We start from the raw sequence: 24745 nt of genomic DNA on the forward strand, positions 1-24745 counted from the left end.
GTCAGCGCGCCTCCTCCTTCTCCGTTTGCTGGTTGCCGTTGGTCAGGACCTCCGGCTGCGCGCCGGCGCGGGTGGTGCCCGGAGCGGTTCCGGCGCCGGCCGAGCCGCCCACCCCGGAACCGGTCAGGACTTCCGGCTGGGTCCCCGCACCGGTCAGGGTCGGGGTCGTGCCGGCCAGGGTGAGAACCTGCGGCGCGGCGTAGGCGGCCAGGGCGTTCGGCGTGAGGCCGGCGCTGCCCACCGTGCCGGTGAACAGGCTGGTGACGCCGGGGGTGCTGGGAACCGGGACCACCACCACCACGGTGGCGGCGACCCGGCTGACCTGCTCCGTCGGACCCCAGGGGGTGTTGTTGATGAAGTACGGGGTGGCCCGCAGCGGGCTGTCGATCGCGCTGGCGGCCAACGCATCCGTCTTGCCGGCCACGGTGCCGAACATCAGAGCGGACCCGGCCTTGGGGACGGTCAGGCTCAGCACGTCGATCTTCTGCAAGGCGGTCCCGGTCTCCTGTCCGATGAGCAGCGCCCCGCCGTCGGACGCCATGGTCAGCATGGTGGCCTTGCCCTGGAGCCCCGCCATGGTGATGGGGCCGCCCGCCGCGATGGACGCCCGTCCGTCCGGCAGGGACGCCACGGCGCCCAGCGTGATCGGACCGGTCTTGGCCGTAATGCTGGCGGGCAGAACAATGCCCGATCCACCGGATTGGGTAAAGCCCCCCTCCGTGACAACCGTGGCGTCACGACCAAAGGTCACCGCTCCCGCCGCGTCCGTCGTGACCAGGGCCAGCGAGCCCGCGCTGTTCACCGCCGCGCCGAAGGTGAAGCCGGCACCGGTCAGGCGGAGGCCGTCCGTCCCGGTCGCGGTCAACGCCTTGGCGAAGCGGCTCTCGCCGCCCGTCGTCTGAGTCAGCGAGCGCACGGTCACCGCGCCGTCGTAGAAGACGCCGCCCGAGGTGCGGACCGTAACGTCGCCCATCAGGCCGGACGCGCCGATGTCGCCCGCCGCCCGGATGGACGCGCCGTTCAGCGACAGCGCGGAACGGTTGGCGCTGTCGACGGTCCCGCCGAAGACGAGGTCGCCGCCGGTGCTGGTCAGCGCGCTGGCGCCGGCCACCGTCAGGGCGCCGCCAAAGCGCTGCGCCCCGGCGGTGGTGACGGCGGCGCCGTCCAGCCGGGTGCCGCCATTGACGGCGATCTGCCGCAGGGCGCCGGTTTCGCCGAAGACCCCGGCCAGGACGGCGTCGCCCTCGACCGTCAGCGCCTGAGCGCCGCCGTTGGCGGCGTTGCCGCCGTTCCGCAGGGAGACGGTCCCGCCGGTCAGGACGGTGTCGGTGCCCAGCGTCACCGCCCCGTTGTAGCTCTGCTCCGCCAGGGTGGTCACCGCGCCGCCGTTCAGGGCGGCGGTGCCGGTCACCGACAGGCGGCTCAGCGCCTGGGTACCGCCGACGGCGCCGTTGACGACGGCGTCGCCGGCGATGGTCAGCCCCTGCCCGCCGCGGGTGGCCGCGTCCAACCCGCCGGCCAGCACGATGGTGCGGCCGGTCAGGCGGGTGTCGCTGCCCAGCACGGCGCGTTCGCCGTAGGTCTGGGTGCCGGTGGTGTCGACGCTGCCGCCGTTGAGGGCCAGCGTGCCCGCCGCGTCGGTGACGACGGAGGCCGCGCGGACCGACTGGGCGAAGCGGGTCTGGCCGGCGCTGTTCACCGCCAGGGCGCCCAGCCGCTCGGTCCCGCCGACCACGCCGGCGAAGACGGCGTCGGCGGACCCGCTGTTGACGGTCAGGGTCTGCCCGCCGTCCAGAGTCCCGGCGAAGGTGATGCCGGTGCCGGTCAGGACCGAGGGAGCGCCGGCCAGACGGACCGCGCCGCCGTAGGTCTGCGCCCCGCTGGTGACCGCCGTGGCGCCGGTCAGCAGCGTATCGCCGTTGACCGTCAGCGCGGCCAACGCCTGCCGGGTGCCGAGGGTGCCGGTGATCGCGGCGTTGCCGGCGATGACCAGGCCCTGACGGCCCGCCGCCGCCGCGTCGAGACCGCCGGACAGCGACAGCTGGGTGCCGGTCAGGACCGTGTCGGCGCCCAGCGTCACCGCGTCGGCGTAGCTCTGCGTCCCGGTGGTGTCGACGCTGCCGCCGTTCAGGATGGTGATCCCGGTGGCGTCGGTGGCCACCGAGGCCGCCTTGACCGCGCCGGCGATGGTGGTGGTGCCGCCGCCGTTGACCGTCAGCGCCCCAAGACGGCTGGTGCCGCCGACGGCACCGCCGAGCAGGATGTCGCCAGCACCGCTGGTCAGCGTCAGCGCCCGCCCGCCGTCGAGGGTGGAGGCGAGGACGATGCCGCCGGTGCCGGTGATCCGGCTATCGCCGCCCAGCGTCACCGCCTTGGCGGCCGTGAAGACCGTGCCGGCCCGGTAGGCGCCGTTCAGGGTCACCGCGTCGTTGTAGGTCTGGGCGCCGCTGGTCGTCACCGACGTCAGGCTGGTGGAGCCGTCGGCGTCGGTGATCAGGCTGGCGAGCGCCGTCGTGTCGCCGACCGCCGCGTTGAACCGGGTGGCGCCGCTGCCGTTGATGGCCAGCGCCTGGGCGCCGTTCACCGTTCCGTTGAAGGTCACCGCGCCGCTGCCGGCGTCGACCGTGGTGGCCCCCGCCAGCGTCGCCGGGCCGGCGACGGTGAACGCGCCGTTGCCGGTGGCGTAGGTGCCCATCAGGCTGGTTTCCCCGCCGTAGCTCTGGCCGCCCGCCGTGGTCACGTTGACGAGGCTGGTGTAGCCCGTGCCGGTGGTCAGGCTGGCCAGCGCCGTCGTGCCGCCCACCGCCGCGTTGAACACCATCGCCCCGGTCGAGGTCGCCGTCAGCGCCTGGGCGCCGTTGACCGTTCCGTTGAAGGTGATCGTGCCGTAGCCCGCGTCCACCGTCGTGGTCCCGGCCAGCGTCGTCGCACCGTTGAAGGTGATCGGGCTGTTGGCCGAGCTGTAGGTGCCGTTGAGCGTCGTCGCGTCGTTGTAGGTCTGGGCGCCGCTGGTCGTCACCGACGTCAGGCTGGTGGAGCCGTCGGCGTCGGTGATCAGGCTGGCGAGCGCCGTCGTGTCGCCGACCGCCGCGTTGAACCGGGTGGCGCCGCTGCCGTTGATGGCCAGCGCCTGGGCGCCGTTCACCGTTCCGTTGAAGGTCACCGCGCCGCTGCCGGCGTCGACCGTGGTGGCCCCCGCCAGCGTCGCCGGGCCGGCGACGGTGAAGGCGCCGTTGCCGGTGGCGTAGGTGCCCATCAGGCTGGTTTCCCCGCCGTAGCTCTGGCCGCCCGCCGTGGTCACGTTGACGAGGCTGGTGTAGCCCGTGCCGGTGGTCAGGCTGGCCAGCGCCGTCGTGCCGCCCACCGCCGCGTTGAACACCATCGCCCCGGTCGAGGTCGCCGTCAGCGCCTGGGCGCCGTTGACCGTTCCGTTGAAGGTGATCGTGCCGTAGCCCGCGTCCACCGTCGTGGTCCCGGCCAGCGTCGTCGCACCGTTGAAGGTGATCGGGCTGTTGGCCGAGCTGTAGGTGCCGTTGAGCGTCGTGGTGGCGTTGTGGGTCTGGGCGCCCGTGGTGGTGACGTTCAGGAGGCTGACCGTGGCGCCGGCGTTGGTGGTCAGGCTCGCCAGGGCCGTGGAGCCGCCCACCGCCGCGTTGAACTGCGCCGTGCCCGTCCCGGCGATGGTCAGCGCCTGGGCGCCGTTCACCGTCCCGTTGAAGGTCGCCGTACCGGCGTTCACCGTCGTCGCCCCGCCCAGCGTCGCCGCCGCGTTGGTGGTGAAGGTGCCGCCCGTGTAAGTGCCGTCCAGCGTGACCACGTTGTTGTAGGTCTGCGCCCCCGTCGTCGTCACCGACTTCAAGCTGGTGCTGGTGCTGTCGGTGGTGAGGCTGGCCAGAGCCGTCGTGCCGCCCACCGTGCCGCCCACCGTGCCGGTGAACGTCGTCGTGCCCTTGTTGTTGATGGCCAGGGCCTGGGCGCCGTCCACCGTGCCGGCGAACAGCACGCTCGACCCGCCATACACCGTCGTCGCCCCGCCCAGCGTCGCCGCACCGTTGACGGTGAAGGTGTTGCCGGCGCTGTAGAGCCCGTTCAGCGTCACCGCGTCGTTGTAGGTCTGCACGCCCGTGGTGATCACGTTGCGCAGGCTGGTCGTGCCGCCGGCGTCGGTGGTCAGGCTCGCCAGAGCCGTCGTGCCGCCCACCGTGCCGGAGAACTGCGTGGCGGCCTTGCTGTTGACCGCCAGGGCGTGAGCACCGTCCACCGTGCCGGCGAACAGCACGCTCGACCCGCCGTTGACCGTCGTGTCGCCGGCCAGCGTCGCCGCACCGTTGGCAGTGAAGCTGCCGCCGGTGTAGGTGCCGTCGAGCGTCACCGCGTCGCTGTAGGTCTGGCCACCCGTCGTCGTCACCGACTTCAGGCTGGTCGTGCCGCCGGCATCCGTGGTCAGGCTGGCGAGAGCCGTCGTGCCGCCCACCGTGCCGGAGAACTGCGTGGCGGCCTTGCTGTTGATGACCAGCGCCTGGGCGCCGTCCACCGTGCCGGCGAACAGCACGCTCGAACCGCCGTTGACCGTCGTGTCGCCAGCCAGCGTCGCCGCACCGTTGACGGTGAAGGCACCGTTGGTGGTGGCGTAGGTGCCGTTCAGCGTGACCGCATCGTTGTAGGTCTGGGCACCCGTCGTCGTCACCGACTTCAGGCTGCTGGTGCCGCCGGCGTCGGTGGTCAGGCTGGCGAGCGCCGTCGTGCCGCCCACCGTGCCGGTGAACGTCGTCGTGCTCTTGTTGTTGACCGCCAGGGCGTAGGCGCCGTCCACCGTGCCGGTGAACAGCACGCTCGACCCGCCGTTGACCGTCGTGTCGCCGGCCAGCGTCACCGCGCCATTGGCGGTGAAGGCGCCGCCGGCGCTGTAGGTGCCGTTGAGCGTCGTGGCGGCGTTGTGGGTCTGGGCGCCCGTGGTGGTGACGTTCAGGAAGCTGGTGGTGGCGCCGGCGTCGGTGGTCAGGCTGGCGAGCGCCGTCGTGCCGCCCACCGCCGCGTTGAACTGCGTCGTCCCCGTCCCGGCGATGGTCAGCGCCTGCGCGCCGTTCACCGTGCCGTTGAAGGTGGCCGTCCCGGCGTTCACCGTCGTCGCGCCGCCCAGCGTCGCTGCCGCGTTGGCGGTGACCGTGCCACCGGTGTAGGTGCCGTCGAGCGTGACCGCGTCGTTGTAGGTCTGGGCACCCGTCGTCGTCACCGACTTCAGGCTGGTCGTGCCGCCGGCATCCGTGGTCAGGCTGGCGAGCGCCGTCGTGCCGCCCACCGTGCCGGTGAACGTCGTCGTGCTCTTGCTGTTGACCGCCAGAGCGTAGGGGCCGTCCACCGTGCCGGCGAACAGCACGCTCGACCCGCCGTTGACCGTTGTGCCGCCGGCCAGCGTCGCCGCACCGTTGGCAGTGAAGGCACCGTTGGTGGTGGCGTAGGTGCCGTTCAGCGTGACCGCGTCGTTGTAGGTCTGCGCCCCCGTCGTCGTCACCGACTTCAGGCTGGTCGTGCCGCCGGCGTCGGTGGTCAGGCTGGCGAGCGCCGTCGTGCCGCCCACCGTGCCGGAGAACTGCGTGGCGGCCTTGCTGTTGACCGCCAGGGCGTAGGCGCCGTCCACCGCACCGGCGAACAGCACCGCCCCGCCGTTCACCGTCGTCGCGCCGGCCAGCGTGGTCGCCGCGTTGGCGGTAAAGGCCCCGCTGCCGGTGTTGTAGGTGCCGTTGAGCGTCACCGCGTCGTTGTAGGTCTGCGCGCCGGTGGTCGTCACCGATTTCACGCTGCTGGTGCCGCCGGCGTCGGTGGTCAGGCTGGCGAGCGCCGTCGTGCCGCCCACAGCGCCGTTGAACTGCGCCATGCCCTGGTTGTTGACCGCCAGGGCATAGGCGCCGTCCACCGTGTTCATGAAGACAACGCTCGACGTGCCATCCACCGTCGTGTTTCCGGCCAGCGTCACCGCGCCGATGGCCGAGAAGACCGCGCCGGTGGTGTAGGTACCATCCAAGGTCACCGTGCCGCTGTAGGTCTGCCCGCCGGTGGTCGAAACCGACTTCACGCTGGCCGTCCCGCCGGCGTCGATGGTCAGGCTCGTCAGCGCCGTCGTGCCACCCACGGCGCTGCTGAACTGGGTCGCGCCACTGCTGGTGATCACGAGTGAGTTGGCCCCGTTCACCGCGCCGCTGAACAAGACGTTTCCGCTGCCCGAGTTCACCGTGGTGCCGCCCGCCAGCGTCGTCGCGCCGGTCACCGTGAAGGCGCCGTTTCCGGTGGCGTAGGCGCCCTGAAGGCTGGTCGCGCCGGTGTAGGTCTGCGCGCCCGCCGTCGTCACGGCGCGCAGGCCGATGGTCCCCGCAGTGGCCGACAGATAGGCCAGGTTGCTCGCCGCTCCACCCAGCGTCACACCGCCCTGCGCCGCGTTGAGCGAGGCCCCGTAGCCGCCGCCGTTGAGCGTGCCGGTCACCGACAGGTCGCCGCCGGTCGCGGTCACCGAGCGGTTGGCGCCCGACAGGGTCAGGTTCCCCGTGACGGTCACCGACTTGCCGGTCAGCGTGCCGCCCAGCGTGGTGTCGCCGGTGTAGGTCTGTGCCCCCGTGCTGACGACAGTGCCCAGGCCGATGCTGGCGGCCTGCATCGTCACGCTTGCCCGGGTGGCGTCCGGACCGGTGCTGCTCACCGTCTTGGTCAGGGAAATCGCGCCCCCCGTGGACACCAGGGAGATGGCGCCGCTGCCTCCGGCGACGATGCCGGTGGTGGCGTTGCCGTCGCTGATGGCGCCGGTGGCGGTGACGGAGATGTCGCCGTTGAAGGTGGACAGATTGCCCAGGGTGAAGCTGGCGCCGGACAGATAGATTCCGCCCGTCCCTCCCACCATCGCCGAGACGTTGGCGATGGTGCTGTTGAAGGCGGTGGTGCTGGTCCCGATCCCGGTTCCGGAGATCAGGTTCAGCGCGCCGCCCGTCAGACTCGTGCCGTTGCCGGTCAGCAGGCTGCCGGCCGCCGCCGACAGGGTAATGGTCCCGGTCGGTCCCGCGTTGACCGTGCCGACCGTCAGATCGCCCGACGTCACAATCAGGCCGACCGTGCCGACGCCGGTGACCGACGTCGCGGTCATGCCGGTGGTGCTGGTGGCGGTGACGGTGCCATTGGCGCCGAGGGTCGCCGCCGTCAGCGTGCCGGTGTTGTTGACGGTCAGGCTCTTGCCGGAACCGGTCAGGCTGGCGTCGATGGTGCCGACGGTGGTGTTGAGGGTGGTGTTGCCGCCGTTGGAGCCGCTGACGAAGATCAGCGAGCCGGCGGTGATCGACAGCGTCCGCGGCGACGCACCCGCGGCCACCACGTCGGTGGCGCCCTTGAGCGTCAGCGCGCCCGTGCCGAGGTTGATCGCCGTCGTCGGCAGGGTCAGCACCCCGCCGGACTGCAGCAGCAGGTTGCCGCTGGTCATCGACAGGCCGGCGCTGGCGTTCAGGTTCCCCGCCGTGCGGATGTAGGCGGAGCCGCCCGCCCCGAGGGTGACGAGGTTGTTGGTCAGCGTCAGCGCGGCGCTGTTGATGTTGTCGATCGAGATGACCGGCGTGGTGCCGGTGGCGGTCAGGCCGGTCAGGCTCGACACGTTCATCTTGATCGGCGTGCCGGCGCCGGTGGCGTTGTCGGTGACCACGCCGATGCTGCCGCCGGTGGCGGTCAGGCTGGCCGAGTGGCCGGTCACATGGGTGCCGCTGCCGCTGCCCAGGATGGAGCCGGCGGCGGTCAGCGCGACCGCTCCGCTGGTGGTGTTCGCCGACACCGTCTGGACCGTCATCGTGCCGGCCGACGCGATGGTGACCGAGCCGTTGGAGGCGGTGGCCGAGGCGACGGCGACGCCGGCGACGGTGTCGTCGGTCACATAGACGCTGCCGTTGGCGCTCGCCAGGGTCAGGCTGGGGGTGGTGGTCTGGACCGAACGGCTGGAGGTGCCGACGCCCTTGCCGCCGGTCAGCGAGACCGAGCCGCCGACGATCCGCGTCTCGGCGAGGCCGTCGTCATACACCCCGCCCCCGGCGGAGCTGAGCGTGACCGCCCCGCTGCCGGCGTTGATGCTGCCGGCGATGATGTCGGCGTCCAAAGCGGTGGAGGAGATCGTGACCGCCCCGCCGCCGGTGCTGGCGCTGACCACCTGGAGGCGGTCGCCGGCCAGCACGTCGATCTTGCCGCCGGTCGTCGCCGCGTAGGCGAGCGCGGTGGCGCCGGTCGTGCTCAGGTAGATGTCGCCCGAGCCGCCGTTCACCTGCACCTGGGCTCCGCCCACGCCGACGCGGGCGGAAGAGGTGCCGATGCCGCCGGCGCCGTTCAGCGCGACGGTCTTGCCGGTGACCGCGGAGCCGCCGTTGGCGGCCAGGATCTTGCCGCCGTTGCCGGTGGCGCTCAGCGTGACCGAGCCGTTGTTGGCGCCCGCCGTCACCGTGCCGGCGGTGATGGAACCGTTGGTCGAGGTCACGGCGATGCTGTTGCCCGCCGCGTCGGTGGCGATGGCGACGTTGGTCAGCGTGATGTTGCCGCTGCCCGTCACCACCACCGGGCCGTTGTTGACGGCGGCGCTCAACCCGCCGGTCAGCGAACCGGCGATGTCGAGATAGACACCGCCCGCGCCCGTGACGTTGGTGGTCAGCGCCCCGGTGCTGGACGTCGAGACCTTGAACGCCGAGTCCGCCGTGCCGATGCCGGCCCCCGCCGTCAGCGTGGCGCTGCCGCTGCCGAGGCTCAGGCTGGAGCCGCCGCTGAGGATCCGGCCGGCCGTCGCCGTCAGGGTCAGCGCCTTGCTGCTGTCGTAGGAGAGGTTCGAGACGGTCAGGTCGCCGGTCGCCGCGATCACCGTCAGGGCGCCGCCCGTGGTGATCGAGCTGAGGTTCAGCCCCGCCGCGTTCTTCACGAACAGGCCGCCGGAGCCGCTGCTGGCGGTCAGGCTGGACACGTTCATGCCCAGCGCCGTGGCGGCGCTGCCGATGGCGCTGCTGTTGCCCTGCTCGTTGACCTTCGGGTGGGCGTCGAGCTTCAGGGAGCCCGCGGTGATGGTGGAGCTGTTGTTCACCGCCGTGATGTTGCCGGCGGTCGCGCTGTTGCCCGTGGCGGTCAGGCTGACCGTGCTGGAGGTGCCCGTGTCCACCGTGCCGATGGCGATGGCCCCCGGCGCCTTGAAGGTGAAGTCCAGGCCGGTGCTGTCGGTCAGCGTGGTGAAGGTGGTGGTGCCGCTGCTGTCCGTGACGTTCCAGTTCAGATTGGTCGCCGTCAGGCTCATCGTGCCGGAGGTGGTGGTGCCGGTGGACGGCGTGCGGTCGATGGTCAGCTTGGCGAGGTCGAGCGTGTCGGCAATTTTGAAGGTGCCGGGCGTCTTGATCGTCAGGTCGGTCGTCGCGACGTTGAGCGTGGAGCCCGTGTCGGCGATGGCACCCTTGATCGCGGACAGCTCAACGCTGCCGCCGGACACCAGATTGCCGCTGTTGGCGCGGATGTTGCCGTCGTGGCTGGTCAGCGACACCTTGCCGGTCGTGGTGATCGTGCCGGCGGTCAGAAGGTTGGTTCCCGAGGAGCCGGTGGACAGCGTGATGGCGCCGCCACCGGTGCTCACCACCGATTGGGCGATCAGGCTCTTGCCTTCGGACACAGCGATGCTGCCGGCGGCGCTGGCGGTCAGCGTGGTGCTGGTGGAATAGGCCTGCGTCGAAATGGCGCTGACGTTGCCGATGGATCCGGTCGCCGTCAGGTTCACCAGATTGCTGCCGCTGATCGTACCGCTGAGGATCGAGCCGCCCTGGTTGTCGATGTACGCGTTGGCGCCGTTCATGGAGATCGTGCCGAGCGCGATGTCGCCGGTGGAGTTGGTCAGGTCCAGCGCGCCGCCCATCATCATGGAGTCGATGACCGTCGGGCCGTGCAGTCTGATCACGGCGCCGTTGTTGGCGGACACCATCAGGTTGCCGGTGGTGATCCCGATGAACTGGCCGCCGGTGCTGCCGACCGCACCGGAACTGGCGCTCAGCTCCGTGACGGCGGCGTTGATCTTGAGGACCGAGTGGCCGACCCCGATGATGCCGGGGGCGGCGACCAGGGCGATCGTGCCGGTCTTGCCGACGTCCAGGCCGCCGATGACCAACTGGCGGTGGGTGTTGAACGTGAAGCGCACGCCACTGGCATCGTTCAGCGTGGACAGAACGGTCTGGAGGGCGTTTTCGGCGCCGTTCAGAGCAATGGCCGAGCCCGACGTGCCGACCGAGTTCAGGCTGTAGGTGCGGTTGTTGATGCTGGACGAGGTGCTGTTGATCTTGAGCGTGCCGATCCGGGTGTCGGATTCGACGTAGAGATCGCCCTTCACGTTGAAGGTCGCGGACGACGCCGACAGATGGATGTTGTTGCTGGCGGAGCCGACGGCGGCGGCGCTGCTCAGGGTCGCGGTGCCCGCGGTGATACGGTTGGCCGGGTTGCCCGCGGTCGCCGAGGCGGCGCCGGTGATGGCGCCTGCGCTGGTCAGATTGACGGTGCCCCAGTTCTGCACGTTGAGCGTGCCGATGGACAGCGCGTGCTGGGTGTCCAGCGTGAAGGCGAGACCGGTGGTGTCGGTCAGCTGGCTCAGCGTCGTGGTGGTGCCGTCGTCCGTCAAGGTGAAGACGAGCTGCGGCGCGGTGATCTGGTAGGTGCCGGCGCCGGTCGTCCGCGAGCTGGTCAGCGACAGCGCGGTCAGGTCCTTGCCGTTGTCCACGAAGGCGTCGGTCGCCGTGGTCAGCGCCAGCGTGTCGGCCATCGTCGCGATGTGGTTGGAGGACGATCCCGCCTGACCGATGCCGCCGGTCGCGGTGAGGGCGACCGTGCCGGCGGTCACCATCGAGCTGCCGTTGCTGAGGATGTTCTTGCCGGTACCGGTGGTCTCGATGGCCACGCTGCGGGCGAGGCCGCCGTTGATCGTCCCCAGGGTGACGCTGTTGTCGCTCTTGAAGGAGAAGTCGAGGCCGCTGGCGTCGACGACGCTGCCGAGCGTGTACTGGCTGCCGGTGTTGGTGTCGGTCAGCGCGAAGGTCAGCCCCTCCGACCGGATGTCGTAGGCGTTCTGCGTGCCGGAGGACGCGTGCCGGACATCCAGGTTGAGGGTGTGCAGGTCGGCGCTGTTCGTCAGATAGACGTTGCGCCCGGCGATCACCTCCAGGGTCCGCGTCTCGGTCAGCAGGGGCGTGCCGGACGCCCCGATGGAGCCGCCTTCCACCGTCAGCTTCACCTTGTCCGCGCTCAGCGGCTTGGTTCCGGACTGGAGGAGCGACCCGTTGTTGGTCACCTTGATGTCCGCCGAATAGCCGGCCTTCACATCCTTCAGCGTCAGGGAGCCGGAGTTGCTGAGCGTCAGCGACCCCGTCAGATCGGCCGACAGGGTGCCGACCTGGGTGGTGAAGTAGGAGCCGCTGCCGTTGGCGTGGCCGACGCTGGTCGCCTTCAGCGCCAGGCTGCCCGCGGTGATCGCGGCGCCGCTGCTGTTCGAGGCGTTGATGGCGGACGTGCCGGCGTTGGCCGTCAGATCGACGGTGCCGCTGTTCCCGACGTCGATCTTGACGATCTGCAGGGCCTTGTCATTGCTGATGTTCAGCTTCAGTCCGCTCTGGGTGACGTTCGTCACCGTCAGGCCTTCCTGCGTCGTCGCGTCGCTGAAGGTGGCGGTCAGGCCGGTCGAGCTGATGACGTAGGAGTTGGCGCCGCCACCGGCCTTGTTGTGCCGGAGGTCCAGCGTCAGATCGGTCAGGGTTGTGCTGTTGCTGACCAGCACGTTGCCAGCCGACGCGACGGCCAGCTTCTTCGTGTTGGTCATCACCGTGCCGTAACCGCCGACGTTTCCGTTGTACCCTGTGGCGGTCAGCGACACCGAACCCGCCGTGATCGTCCCGACGCCATTGATGGAAGGCCCAGCGGTGGCCCCGGTCGCCGAACCGGTGGAAATCAGCGTCACCGACCCGGTCGAGTTGCTTCCGGCCGTAATGCCGTTGACCATGATGCTGCGGTCCACGCTGTAGCGCAGATCCATGCTTTGGCCGTTCGGCGTGGAGAGCGTCAGCATTTGATAGCCGGTCGCGTCAATGACCGTGAAGCTGCGGCCGGTGCCGAGATTGTCGAACTGGTAGGTGCCGGTGCTGGTGGTCGACTTGTTGGTGACCGTCACGTCCAGCGCGGTCAGAGCGGTATTGCTGTTGTTGATGTAGAGGTTGCCGTTGCTCACCAGGGTCAGCGACGAGGCGGCGGTCTTCACCGCCCGCGTGCTGGTGCCGATGGAACCGCCGTTGGTCCCTGTGCCGTTGGCCGACAGCGTGACGGCGGACGCCGTGATGGTTCCTGCTCCCACCATAGTGATCGTCGAGTTCTCTCCGCCGCCCGCGGTGGTCAGGCTGACCGACCCGCCGGCGGCGGAGATGTTGTTAACCTCGATTTTCTTCATGCCGGTGAAGCTGAAGTTGCTGTTTTGGGCACTAGCGATGTCGATGCCGAACTTTGTGCCGTTGTCGACCAGCGTATAGATCTGGGCACCGGTGCTGCCGATGGAGAAGGTGCTCTCGGTCGTGGTGGCGTTCGTGCTGGTGATGGCCAGTCTGTTGAAGGCACGCCCGTTGTTGTCGACGTGGATGTTGCGCCCGGCGGTCACCGACAGGTCGCCGGTGTCGAGGTTGATGGCTCCATAGAGCGTCGAATCGCCGATGGAGGAGCCGGTCCCCGCCTCCAGCGAGACCTTGCCGGCGGTGATCTTGCTGCCGTTGCCGGTGTTGGTGACGCCGTTGGACGAGACGATGGCGACGCTGCCGCCTGCTCCGACGTTGACGGTGCCGACCTTGACCGAGCGCGACGAGTTGAAGGCGAAGTTCAGCGGCGTGGTGCTGGTGACGGTCTGGATCGTGGACTGCGACGAGCTGTCCGACAGGGTGAAGACCTGCCCGGTGATCGTGCTGATCCCGATGGTGCCGCCGGAGTAGGAGCCGCGCGTCAGCGTCAGGTCGGTCAGCGCCATCGTGTTGGTGACGCCGATGGACCCGCCCGTCGTGATCGACAGGTTCGCCGTCGACAGATTCAGCGCGTTGGTGCCGCCGACGCTCCCGCCGGCGTTCAGGATCACCTTGCCGGCGGCGATGACGGTCGTGTTGTCGGAATCGTCCTGGATGCTGCCGCTGCTGTTCGTCAGCGAGACCGTTCCGGTGCCGTTGTTGGCGTTGACCGACCCGACGGTCATGACGCTGTTGGACTTCGTGACGGTGATGTCGCCGCCGGCCGTCAGGCTGCCCAGCGCGGTCGGGCCGGTGCCCAAGCCCAGCCAGATCGATCCCCCGGCGGTGGCCACGACCGTACCGGCCTGCGCGCTCACCGCCTTGTCCGACGATCCGATGTTCTTGCCGGCGGTGAGGGTCACCGTTCCGGTGTCGCTGGCGCGCAGGCCGCCGCTGTTCGGGTTCAGGATCGACCCGTGGGTCGCCGTCACCGTGATGTCGCTGCTGGCGCTGGACGAGAAGTTGGAGCCGAAGGCGATGTCGCCCCAGGTCGCCGTCACCACGATGGGGTTGTTGGCGGCGCTGAAGAAGCGGCTGCCCAGCGTGATGAGATTCTTATGGTTGTCGACGCCCGTCGAGGTCGGCAGGGTGACGTAGATGCCGCCGTCCGACGCGCTGGCGTTCAGGACCGGGGTGACGATGTCCAGATATTCCGTGCCCGTGGCGCTGCCGATCGCCTTGCTGGCCTTCAGGTTGACCGACCCGGCCAGCACCACCGTGGTCTTCGACCCGTCGTCCAGGATCGACCCGTTCGTCGTCTCGGCGTTGAAGATGCTGTAGATTTCGCTGGGCGAAGGCGTGCCGTTGTCGGGAAGGACGCCGTTCTTGTAGGTCAGATCGACCCGGCCCAGCCGGATGTCGCGGTCGCCCTTGAAGGAGAAGATCTGGCCGGTGGTGTCGACCAGCGTGCGCAGCAGATAGCCGTTGGTGGCGTCATCGGTCAGGTCGAAGGCGAAGTTCGGCGCGGTGATCGAGTAGCTGTTCACCACCGTCGTGTCCGCATGGGTGCTGGTGACGGTCAGTTCCGCCATGTCGGACAGGTTGGTGACGTGCAGGTCGCCGCCGGTGGTCAGCGTCAGCTTCGTGGCGTTGAGCGCCAGCGGGGCGTTAGCGTCGCCCAGGCTGCCCGCCACGGCGCTCAGCGTCACGGCGTCGGCGTTGATCCGCGTGTTCAGGCTGCCGTCGTCGCGGATGTGGCCGGCGGTGGAGGTCAGCGTGACCGTGCCGCCCACCCCGACCGTGGCCAGATCGCCGACGATCAGATTGGCGTCGCTGTTGAAGCTGAGGGTTTTCAGCTTCGGGCTGCCGATCGCCTCCAGGATGGTCGAGGTGCCGTTGTCGTTGACCTCGAAATTGAAATACTCGGAGGTGAGTTGGAGCGCGTTGCCGTTCCCGTTGACATGACGGTTGGTGATCGCCAGGCCGGTCAGGATCACGCCGCTGTTGTCGAGGTACAGATCCCCGACGTTGCTCAACGTCAGCGACCCCGTCGAGGTGCGCAGATGGGTGCCGAGGCTCCCGATGGCGCCGTCCGTGCTCAGGCTGATGGCGCCGGCCGACAGCCGGTTGCTGGCGTCCTTGCCCAGGATGGCGCCGCCGGCCGCCGTCACGGAGATCGCGCCGGAGTTCGACGCCTTGATCGTTCCCAGCGTGGCGCCGCCGCCGGTGACGGTGAGCGAGACCGACGTGCCGGTGGAGGTGATGCTGTCCACGGTCACGGCGCCGGTCTGCATGACCGTGACGTTGCCCGCGTCGTTGGTGACCGTCAGCCGCTTCGCCGCGGTGTTCACCATCACGGTGGAGGTGCTGCCCCCGGCGGCGAGGGTGACGTTGTCGCCGGTGATCGTGCCGGACAGGGCGGTGATGCTGCCGTTGGCGGTCGTCAGGGTGACGTTGCCGTTGGCCCCGGCATTGACCGTGGTCGCGGTGATGTCGGACGCCGTGCCGTTCGCCGTGACGGCGATGCTGCTGGTCCCGTTGGCGCTGGTGATCGTCCCGATGGTGGTGGTGCCGCCGGTGGTGATCGCGACGTCGCCGTTGGTCGAGACGATGGAGCCCAGCACCGCCGAGCCCGACGTGGCCAGGAAGACGCCCCCCGCGCCGGAGGTGGCGTCGATGTTGTAGGAACCGGCGGTCAGTGCCGTGCCGCTGGTGCCGATGCTGCCGGCGGCGTTCAGGACGAGGCTGTAGGAACTGATGGTGGTCGAGGCGTCGGCATCGTTCAGGATGCTGCCGCCGCTGCTGGTCAGGGTCAGCGTGTTGCCGCCGCTGGACACCGCGCCGACCGTCAGGTTGCCGGTGGCCGCGACGGTGGTGGCGCCGCCGCTGGTCACGCTGGCCAGCGTCAGCGCGCCGGTGTTCGACAGATGGAGTCCGCCGCTGCCGGTCGTCGCGGTGAGGCTGCCGCCGGCGGTGTTCAGCGCCTGAAGCGACGTGCCGATGGCGCCGTTGTTGCCCGCGGAGCCGTGGGCCGTCAGCGTCAGCGCGCCGCCGGTCAGCAGGCTCGCCCCGGTGCCGGTGATGTTGCCGGCGGTGCTGGTCAGCGCGACGGACCCCGCTCCGGCGCTGACCGTGCCGACCTGGATGTCACGGTCGCTGCGGAAGGCGAAGCTGTTCAGCCCGCCGGTCTGGCCGATCGTGTCGAGCGCGGTGCCCCCGGCCGAGTCGGTGACGGTGAAGGTCAGGCCCGTGGAGGCCACGAAGAACTGGCTGTTGACCCCGGCCGCCCGGTGCGTGCTGGTGACGGAGAGGTCGGTCAGCGTCCGGTCGTTGGTGACGAACAGGTTGCCGCCGGTGACCAGGGAGAGCTGGGTGCTGCTGGTCGACACCGCCGCGCCCGCGGCGCCGATGTCGCTGCCGGCGGTCAGGGTGATCGGGCCGCCAACGATGCGGCCGGCGTCCAGCGCGCTCAGCGACCCGCTCTGGGCGCTGACCGAGACCACCCCGGCGCTCCCCGAGGCCGGCGTGGTGTCGATCAGGTTGGCGAGCTGGACGTTGTTGGTGGCCGTCAGCCGCACCGCGCCGCCACGGGTGGTCAGCTTGCCGATGTTGGTCAGGCTGCTGGCCATGCCGTTGGCTTCCAGCACGATGTCGCCGCCGTTGGTGCGGATCTCGTAGCTGGCGTCGGTGAAGGCGATGCCGCTGCTGGTCAGCGACCGCAGGGTGAAGCTGTGGCCCGTCGTGGTCTGGAGGTCGAGGCTGGTCTCCACCGTGATGAGGCCCGACGCCTCCAGCACGATGTTCGCGTTGCCGGCGATGCTCTCCAGCACCTGCTTCGACACCGTGTTGACGGCGTTGCCGCTGCCCAGGTTGGGATCGTTGACGCCGATCGTGCCGTCCGCCGCGGCGCCGTCCTGGCTGCCGCCGGCGGAGCTGACGATGCGCAGGCTTTCCGGGTCGAGCAGGAAGGTGCCGGCCGCGCCCTTGGGCGCGGTCAGGTCGACGCTGCCGGTCAGCGAGATGTCCTTGTGGCTGGAGACCTCGGCGAAGCCGCCGTCGCCGCCCTCCGCGCCGCCGCGGGCCGAGATTTTACCAGCGTGTTTTGTGCTTTTCTGCGACAGCACCGTCACGCTGCCGCCCTTGCCGGACTTCACGGCGTCGGCGGACAGGGTGGCGCCGGCCTCGACCGTCACCTTGTCCGACCAGGTGCCGGAGCGGCCCGTCTTGCTGCCGATGGCGACCTCGCCGCCGCCCTTGCTGCCGGAGGCGTCGACGCGGGCGTTCTTCTTCACGGCGATCTCGGCGCCGGTGGCGACGACGGTGCCGCCGGTCTGCCCCTCTCCGCGCCCGCTGGCGTCGACGGTGCCGCCGATGTTGACCTTGCCGGTGTCGCCGCCCGACAGGACGATCTTGCCGTTGGCGCTGCCGACCGAGGTGGCCTTGATGACGCCGTCGGTGTTGATGACGTTGTCGATCACGCCCTTCACGGCGCGCGCCGACAGGGTGACGCTGCCGCCCTCGGCGGCGATCTCGCCGGAATTGACGACCAGCGCCGCGACCGGCTTGCCGTCCGCGTCCTTCGCCACCGTCTTGACGGCGGAGCTGGCGTCGAAACTGATCAGCCCGTCGCCGTGGAAGTCGAGCGTGAAGGTCTCGGCACCGCCCAGCGCGACCTTGCCGAGCTTGGCCCGGATGACGCCGGAGTTGCGGACGTGCGGGGCCACCAGGGCGGCCAGGCCGCTGTCCTTGACGGTGATGTCGCCCTCGTTCACCACCATGGCGTTGGGCTTGGTGGAGGCCTGGTCGAACTGGTACTTGCCCGCCATGAAGTTGGCGTCGGAGATGTTGGCGGTGGTCGCCACCAGCCCGCCGACGTCCACCTTCGCCCCGGCGCCGATCACCACGCCGTTGGGGTTGACCAGCATGACCGTGCCGTTGGCCGACAGGCTGCCCATGATCTTGGACGGGTCGTTGCCGGTGACCCGGTTCAGCGTGACGCTGGAGGCCGAGGGCTGCTGGAAGGTGACCTTCTCACCGGCGTCGATGCTGAAGGACTTCCAGTTGATGATGGCCTTGTCGGTGGACTGCAGGATCTCCATCGACTTCGGGGTCGTCGACTGGATGGTCGCCGCGCCCGCGGTGACGGTGCCCTCCAGCGGGTTGGCGTAGGCCGCACCGGCGAACAGGGTGGACAGCGCCACGCCGATCACGCTGCGCAGCGCCAGCCGCGCGAAGTCGATGCCCCCCTTGGCCTTCGCCGCGCGGCGCTGGCGCCGGGTGCCGACGCCGCGCTGGGGCGCCTCCGTCGCGGACGACAGCAGCAGCCGCTGGCGCAGCGTCTGGCGGTGGCGCCGCGCGCCGGGAATCTCGGTGATGCCGGAGGTGGTGGTGACGTTGCCCTTGCCCATGTCCTGTATCCCCCGGCCCTATCAGTATTGCGCAGTGATGTTGAAGAAGACCCGCATGTCCTTGTCGCCCTCGGTCGCGACGCGGCGGGTCAGAGGCTTGTCGATCTCAAGCGTCGCGAACAGCCTCTCGACGAGGCTCGCGCGCACGCCGCCGCCCACGGAGACCAGGGAATTGCGGCTGTTCTGCTCCAGGCTGGAGCGGTTCCACACCTCGCCGCCATCGACGAAGCCGTAGATCTGGACGGCCTGCGCGAAGGCGTTGTCCGGCACCACCGGCGTGTAGCGCAGTTCCAGCGACCCGGCCCAGCCGCTGTCGCCGGAGATCTCGCCCTCGTCGAAGGCGCGGCCGTAGCTCGGTCCGCCCAGCGCGATCTGCTCGCTGGCCAGCAGCGGCGTGCCGGCGGCCTGCATGGTGGCCGTCGCCAGGATGCTGAAGTTGGCGGGCAGCTGCTGAACGCGGGTGATGTCGGCGGTGAGCTTGGTGAAGTCGCTGCGCCCGCGCTCGCGCGACGCGTAGGCGGAGCCCAGCTTCGTCGCGTCGAGGATGTCCAGCCCCTGGTGCACGAGGCCGCGCACCGCGGTGATGCCGTCCCAATTGTCGGTCCGGTCGTAGCTGAAGCCGCCGCGCAGGATGCGCAGGCGGTCGCGGTTGAAGCGGTCGCCGGAAATGTCGGTGTTCACGTCGCGGTATTCGAACTCGCCCACGGCGCGGAGATTCTCCAGGCGCGAGCGGATCACCGGATAGCTGAGCGTGCCCACGCCCGCCGCCACCCAGCTTTCCACGTCCAGGGGGTCCAGCGTCAGGCCGGGCCGCGACTTGGAGTAGGAGCCGGTGGCCGAGAAGGTCAGCCCGTCGCCGGTCACCAGCGCCTGGTAGCCGGCGCCGACCGACCAGGCCCGCGACGCCGGAGAGGACACGCGCCCGCTGATGTTCACCGTGTCGGCGTTCGGCCCGAAGGAGTTCAGCGCCGCCGTCGCGGTCGTCTGGGCGGTGCCGAGATAGGGGGTGTTGCGGTTGCTGACCGACACCAGGGCGTCCACCGCCTTGCGGTCCGTCTTCACCACCACCACCGACGCGCCGAGCGTGTCCGGCGACGGCTCCAGGCTTGCGCGCACGGACAGGCCGGCGAGGTCGTTCGCCAGGAGAAGGCGGCGCTCGACCTCGGCGACGTTGATCGGCTTGACGCCGCGCAGCGGCTCCACCAGCCGCTTCACCGCGGCCAGCGCGGGGCCGATGTCGTCGGGATAGGTGATGTCGGAGACGAAGCCCTCGACCACCTGGAGGCGGAAGGTGCCGTCCTCGATCGTCTGGGCCGGAACGATGACCCGGCTGGTGACGAAGCCGTCGTTGCGGTAGCGGAACTCGATGTCGTTGGCGATCTTGAACAGGTCCGCCACCGACACCTCACGGCCGAGCAGATCCTGATAGGCGGACTTCAGGCTGTCCTGGCTGTAGGCGGTGGCGCCCTCGATGGTGACGTCCCGCAACGTCAGGCGGTAGTTCTCGGCACCCGCCGGGGCTTCCGCCGCCGGCGCCTTCGGGACGGTCACCGCGCCGCCCGGCACGGAAGGCAGCGGCATCACGGGGCGGGGCGCCTCCGGCCGAGGCTCCGCGCCCGAAGGGAGTTGCGCCGGCAACTGTTGAGCGGATACCGGAACCGCAAGTCCAGCGATAATGGCGCTTGCCGCAACACATGCCCACCGAGACGCTTTTTTCTTATCCATATCTTTACTGCGGACAAGGATTGAAGAGGCGGCTTTGGTGGACACGTTCATGGGGCCGATACCTTCGCGCGATGGTCGTTGCTAACTTTTTATTAACGAAGACCCCGTCGGATCTCCATCGGAGGTAGCCATTTCTACCATGCGATTTCGGAGTGGGTGTTAGCCTTAGTTTGTCGGAATTTGTAACATTCACATCCCTGTCACGAGTGCTTCCGGAACGGGGAGCCGCAACTTGGCGTGGGGTGCCGGGCGCGCGCGCCCCATGGCGACGCACGGTCTTCGGCCCTGCCGCGAGGTTTGCCGGCGGCCGGTGGCGGCGTGGCACCCGGCCCCTTCGGCGGCAGGGGAAATACGGCGATGGGCAATGGGAAAAGGCGGTTCAGAAGACGACGCCTACGGCGGCGATCCCCGTGGGCGGTGCGCCAGCCTCTCCGGGGTCTGATCCGCTGCCGTGACCTTGAACGAATGCCGGACGACCGCAGCGTTGCGGTCGTCCGCAGAACCTTTCACCACCGGGTCTAGGCCGACGCACCGGACCTGGGAAAGGTTTCCGCGCCAACGGCGCGGGGCGGCGACGGACTCCTCACCGCCGCTTCAGGACGCCGTGCTCAGGCGGGAGTGGCGATCTGGGTCCGATGCATCCGCCGACGCTGGTGCTCGGGAAAGGGATCGCGGCGGTGCATGGTCCAGCGGTTGTCCCACATCACGAGGTCGCCGACCCGCCATTGGTGGTGCCAGGACAGTTCCGGACGCACCGCCGCCGCCCAGACCGCATCGAGCAGCGCCTCGCTCTCGGCCGGCGGCAGGCCGGGAATGCAGGCGTGCGGGCGGCGCCCCAGCAGCAACGCCCTGCGCCCGGTTGCCGGATGGGCGATGACCAGCGGGTGCACCGTGCCCGGCGAGGTGGCGAGGTCGGTCGGGGGTGCGAAGCCCCGCCGCAGATAGCCGCCGCTGTTGGTGGTGCTGTCGTGTTTGATCGACAGCCCGTCGATCCGCCGCTTCAGCTCCTCCGGCAGCGCGTCGTGGGCGGCGAACATGCTGATGAATCCGGTGTCCCCGCCCTCCTCCGGCACCTCCAGCGCGTAGAGGCTGCTGGCGTAGGGCGGGGTCTCCAGATAGGTCATGTCGGCGTGCCAGACCGACTCCCCCGCCCCCAGCGCGCCGATGGGACGGCCCTGCTCCGTGACGTTGGAGATGACGTAGACCTCCTCGAAGCCCGGCGCGTGCAGCCGGCCATGCTCGGTGATCGGCGCCTTGTCGAGCGGCCCGAAATGGCCGGACACCCGGACGAGGTCGGCGTCGGAGAGCGTCTGGTCGCGGAACACCAGCACCAGATGGCGATCCAGCGCCGCGGCCAGCGCGGCGGCGGTGGCGCCGTCCAGCGGCCGCGACAGGTCGATGCCACGGATCTCGGCCCCCAGCGTGGCGGAGACCGGATGGGCGGTGAAGGCGGGGTGGTTCATGGGAACGCCCTCAGCTTCCGGCGCGGTCGTGGATGTCGGCGAAGAACAGGTCGCGCCAGTCGGCGGGCCGGTTGCGGATCGACCCGATGCGCGCCATGAAGTCGGTGAAGATGCCGATGCCGCGCGGGGCGAGGTCGTAGGACACCTCCGGATGGGCGATCATCGCCGCCACCTCCTCCTCGCCCAGCTTGGACTTTTCGATCCGGATGTAGGAGCGGGCGGCCTCCCTGGGATCGGCCTTGATGAGGGCCACCGCGTCCTCCAGCGCCGCCAGCACCGCCTTGGTCAGCCCCGGGTTGGCGTCGCGGAAGGCGGCGGAGGTCCACAGCGCGCTGAAGGAGGCCGGCCCGCCCAGCACGTCGTAGCTGCTCAGCACCTTGTGGATCTTCGGGTCGCGGAGCTGCTGGTCCTGGAAGGGCGGGCTGGTGAAGTGGGCGGTGATCTCCGTCCGGCCGGACAGCAGGGCGGCGGTGCCGTCGGGATGGGCCAGCGACACGGTCAGCGGGTCCAGCCGCGCGTGCTGGCCGGGGCCGAAGACCTGCTCGGCGGCGATCTGGAGCACGATGGCCTGATAGGAGGCGCGGACCGACGGCACGACGATGCGGTCCTTCTCGGTGAAGTCCGTCAGGCCCCTCACCTCGGGCCGGTTGGTGTTGAGGTAGGCCGGCTGGGCGTTCAGCGCGGCCAGCCCGCGCAGGTTGGCGTTCCACTTCGTCTTGTCCCAGGCGATGATGAAGGCCGGCACGCCCGCCGCCCCGAAGTCGGCGTTGCCGGACAGGGTGGCCTCGGTGATCGTTGTCGGGTTGCCGAGCGGGGTGTAGTGGACCGTCACCTCCCCCAGCCCGGCGGCGCGGGCGTGCTTCTCCACCAGCCCCTTGTCCTCCATGACGTAGAGCGGCAGGTAGCCGAGGCCGAGGTTGCGGGCGAAGCGGACCTGCGTCGCCTCGGCCTGCGCGGGAGCCGGCGACAGGCCGGCGAAGCCGGCGGCGAGCAGCAGCGCGGTGCCGAGCAGCGCCCGGCGGCCCACCCCGGAGAAGCGCGTGGAAGCGGAGAAGCGCATGGAAAGGGTCATGGCGTGTCCCGTGGTGAGGCTCGTCAGATGACGCGGAAATTGTGGGCGCCGTCGCGCTTCAGCTGGTCGACCAGCTCAAGCTCCCAGTCGATGTAGCCCTGCATGGCGGCGGCGCTGTTGTCGGTGCCCTCGTAGGGGCGCTTGTAGACGTCGTCCGGCTCCGGCCCCAGGCGCTCCAGCCCGGTGCCGAGCGGCAGCCCGGCCGCCACCCAGCCCTGCGTGCCGCCTTCCAGCAGCAGCGGGACCGCTCCCGACGGGAAATCGGCGGCGGCGTAACGGGCCAGCGTGCCGTCCCAGCAGGTCAGCACCGGCCGCACGCCCTTCGGCAGGCGGGCGATGGCGCCGCCCAGACGCGCGCGGGTCGCGAAATACGCTCCCGGAATGTGGCCGGCGCGGTAGCGCGGGCTGCGGGCGATGTCGATCACCGCCGCCTCGCCGTTGTCCAGCAGCGCCAGCAGGTCGCGCGGCGCCACGGTGTCCGCCCCGGCGTCCGGGACGGGCGGCAGACGGCGGCGGTCGGGGCCGCTCTCGCGGCCCAGGGAGGCCACGTCGCCCTCCAGCACATGCACCTCCCAGCCGAGCTGCGCCAGCCAGGAGGCGGTCATGTCGGCGCGCGGCCCGCCGCCGCCCGCCGGGTCGTCGGCCAGCACGATGCGGGCGCCGCGCACCGCGACATGCTCGTCCGTCGCCTGGACGAGCTGCCCGCCCGCCGCGTGGCGGAAGCCCGGCAGATGGCCGGCCTCGTACTCCTCCGGCGTGCGCACGTCGAACAGGTGCAGGGTGCGACGCCCGTCGCCACGGAAGGCGTCCAGCGCGGCGACGCCGATGCGCCCGACGCCGGCCCGGTCGGCCACCGCGCGGGCCGCCTCGCGCCCCCTGGCGTCGCCCTCCGGCGACACCGCCGGAAAGCGCTCCGCACGCCCGCGGTCCAGTTCCAGCCCGGTCAGGGTCCAGCCGATGGTGCCGTTGCGCAGCGCCGCCACGCGGTTGGGGATGCCGGCGTTCACCAGCGACTGCGTGCCGATGATCGAGCGGGTCCGCCCGGCGCAGTTGACGATGACCAGGGTCCGCGGGTCGGGCGCGATGTCGTGGACGCGCTTGACCAGCTCGGCCCCCGGCACGCTGATGCCGCCGGGAATCGCCATGGTCTGGAACTCCTCGTAGCGGCGGGCGTCGAGGACGACCAGATCGGTCCCGGAATCGATCAGCGTCTTCACCTCGTCGGCGGACAGCGACGGGGTGTGGCGGTGATGCTCCACCCACTCGCCGAACGCCTTGCTCGGCACGTTGACGTCCCGGTAAAGCTCGAACCCGGCGGCGGTCCAGCCGGCCAGCCCGCCTTCCAGCAGCGTCACCTCGCGATAGCCCAGCGCCAACAGCCGCCGCGCCGCCGGTTCGGCGTAGCCCTCGCCGTTGTCGTAGACGGTGATCGGCACGTCGCGCCGCGGCAGCAGGTCGTAGGCCAGCAATTCCACCCGGCTGAGCGGCACCGACACGGCGAACAGCGGGTGGGCCAGCGAATAGGGGCCCTCCTCCCGCGCGTCGAGAAGGGCGACCTCCCTGCGGTCGATCCAGTCGCGGCGGATGTCCGCGGCGGTGCGGGTGGCCAGCGTTGCGATGTCGGGCGGGGCGGTTTCGGGCATGGTGTGCTTTCCGGGACCTGTTATGCGGCTTGCGGAACGGGTTTCGAGCGGTCCCACAGGTTGGGCAGGGCGCTGTTGGCGTAGCCGGAGACGAAGGGCTTGCGCTCGCCGGTCAGCGGATCGAAGACCGAGCGCCGGATGGCGCCGATGTTGCCGCCATAGACGTGGATGCTGATCGAGGGACGGTCGGTCAGCGCGTTGGAAATGGCGTGGACGTCGCCGATGCGCGGCGACACGGCCTCCACCGATCCGACCGGCAGAAGGTCGGCGGCGGTGGGAACGGGCGGGCCGTCCCGCAGCTCGTAGCGTTGGGAATGCTCCGCTCCGCGCAGCACGCCGACGAGGCCCCAGACGGTGTGGTCGTGGATCGGCGTGCGCTGCCCCGGCCCCCAGACGAAGCTGACGACCGAAAAGCGCTCATGGGGATCGCAATGCAGCAGATACTGCCGGTAATGGACCGGATCGGGCTGCGCGTAGGCGTCGGGCAGCCAGTCGTCCACGGCGACGAGCCCGGCCAGCAGGGCGCGTCCCGAGTCAAGGATGGCGGCCTCGTCGTCGCCCCGCCGGTCCACCAGACGGGTGAGGTCGCCGATGAAACCGCGCAGGCGGGACAGGTTGGGAAGGGTGGGATCGGTCATGGCATCCGTCCATCCGGCAAGTTGGGATGCGGCCGGAGCCGCGCGTGGCGGCGGGTCAGGCCAGCGTGGCCACCAGCACCGGAAGGACGGCCAGGGCGACGCCGGCCGCCAGGGCCAGCCGATGGCTGGGCGGCGGCGCTTCCGCACGCGCCCGGTCGGGGGAACGCGTCCGGTCCGACGCGCCGCCCGAAGGGTCCGGCGGCAGAGGCAAGGCGCAGGATGGGCCGAGCGACGCGATCAGCATCCAGTGGAAGTTATCCGAAGCCTTCATGCCGGGTCTCCTGTTTGACTGGGGCACG

Annotated in this window: 7 protein-coding genes; all 7 read right to left on the reverse strand. The window is 70.3% G+C overall.

Going from position 1 to position 24745, the window contains the following annotated elements; translation table 11 throughout:
* Position 1: 1 nt before the first annotated feature.
* The 7 genes from ABVN73_RS24075 to ABVN73_RS24105 all read right to left on the reverse strand — a co-directional run bounded on the left by ABVN73_RS24075 (position 2) and on the right by ABVN73_RS24105 (position 24717).
* On the reverse strand, positions 2–17905 hold the full coding sequence (locus ABVN73_RS24075; protein WP_353861103.1) for a filamentous hemagglutinin N-terminal domain-containing protein: 17904 nt from the start codon (positions 17903–17905) through the stop codon (positions 2–4).
* Between the two features lie 21 nt (positions 17906–17926).
* Positions 17927–19486, reverse strand: coding sequence for a ShlB/FhaC/HecB family hemolysin secretion/activation protein (locus ABVN73_RS24080; RefSeq protein ID WP_353861104.1), 1560 nt, complete (start codon positions 19484–19486; stop codon positions 17927–17929).
* 752 nt (positions 19487–20238) lie between these two features.
* Positions 20239–21093 carry a TauD/TfdA family dioxygenase gene (locus tag ABVN73_RS24085; RefSeq protein WP_353861105.1) on the reverse strand — a complete coding sequence of 285 codons (855 nt, stop codon included), beginning with the start codon at positions 21091–21093 and terminating at the stop codon, positions 20239–20241.
* 10 nt (positions 21094–21103) lie between these two features.
* Positions 21104–22165, reverse strand: a complete 1062-nt coding sequence (locus ABVN73_RS24090; RefSeq protein WP_353861106.1) for an ABC transporter substrate-binding protein — start codon at positions 22163–22165, stop codon at positions 21104–21106.
* Between the two features lie 23 nt (positions 22166–22188).
* On the reverse strand, positions 22189–23808 hold the full coding sequence (locus ABVN73_RS24095) for a rhodanese-like domain-containing protein (protein WP_353861107.1): 1620 nt from the start codon (positions 23806–23808) through the stop codon (positions 22189–22191).
* Between the two features lie 20 nt (positions 23809–23828).
* Positions 23829–24446 (reverse strand): cysteine dioxygenase, encoded by a 618-nt coding sequence (locus tag ABVN73_RS24100; protein ID WP_353861108.1) that lies wholly within the window; start codon positions 24444–24446, stop codon positions 23829–23831.
* Positions 24447–24501: 55 nt separating this feature from the next.
* Positions 24502–24717: a hypothetical protein gene (locus ABVN73_RS24105; RefSeq protein WP_353861109.1), complete on the reverse strand. Its 216-nt coding sequence runs from the start codon at positions 24715–24717 to the stop codon at positions 24502–24504.
* Positions 24718–24745: the final 28 nt, after the last annotated feature.

Source organism: Azospirillum formosense, assembly GCF_040500525.1.
GTDB classification, from domain to species: domain Bacteria; phylum Pseudomonadota; class Alphaproteobacteria; order Azospirillales; family Azospirillaceae; genus Azospirillum; species Azospirillum formosense_A.

Bases quoted from the DNA above. Each gene is read 5' to 3' on its own strand.
- ABVN73_RS24075 (WP_353861103.1), bottom strand. From the start codon at position 17,905: ATGGGCAAGGGCAACGTCACCACCACCTCCGGCATCACCGAGATTCCC.
- ABVN73_RS24090 (WP_353861106.1), bottom strand. From the start codon at position 22,165: ATGACCCTTTCCATGCGCTTCTCCGCTTCCACGCGCTTCTCCGGGGTG.
- ABVN73_RS24080 (WP_353861104.1), bottom strand. From the start codon at position 19,486: ATGCCGCTGCCTTCCGTGCCGGGCGGCGCGGTGACCGTCCCGAAGGCG.
- ABVN73_RS24100 (WP_353861108.1), bottom strand. From the start codon at position 24,446: ATGACCGATCCCACCCTTCCCAACCTGTCCCGCCTGCGCGGTTTCATC.
- ABVN73_RS24095 (WP_353861107.1), bottom strand. From the start codon at position 23,808: ATGCCCGAAACCGCCCCGCCCGACATCGCAACGCTGGCCACCCGCACC.
- ABVN73_RS24105 (WP_353861109.1), bottom strand. From the start codon at position 24,717: ATGAAGGCTTCGGATAACTTCCACTGGATGCTGATCGCGTCGCTCGGC.
- ABVN73_RS24085 (WP_353861105.1), bottom strand. From the start codon at position 21,093: ATGAACCACCCCGCCTTCACCGCCCATCCGGTCTCCGCCACGCTGGGG.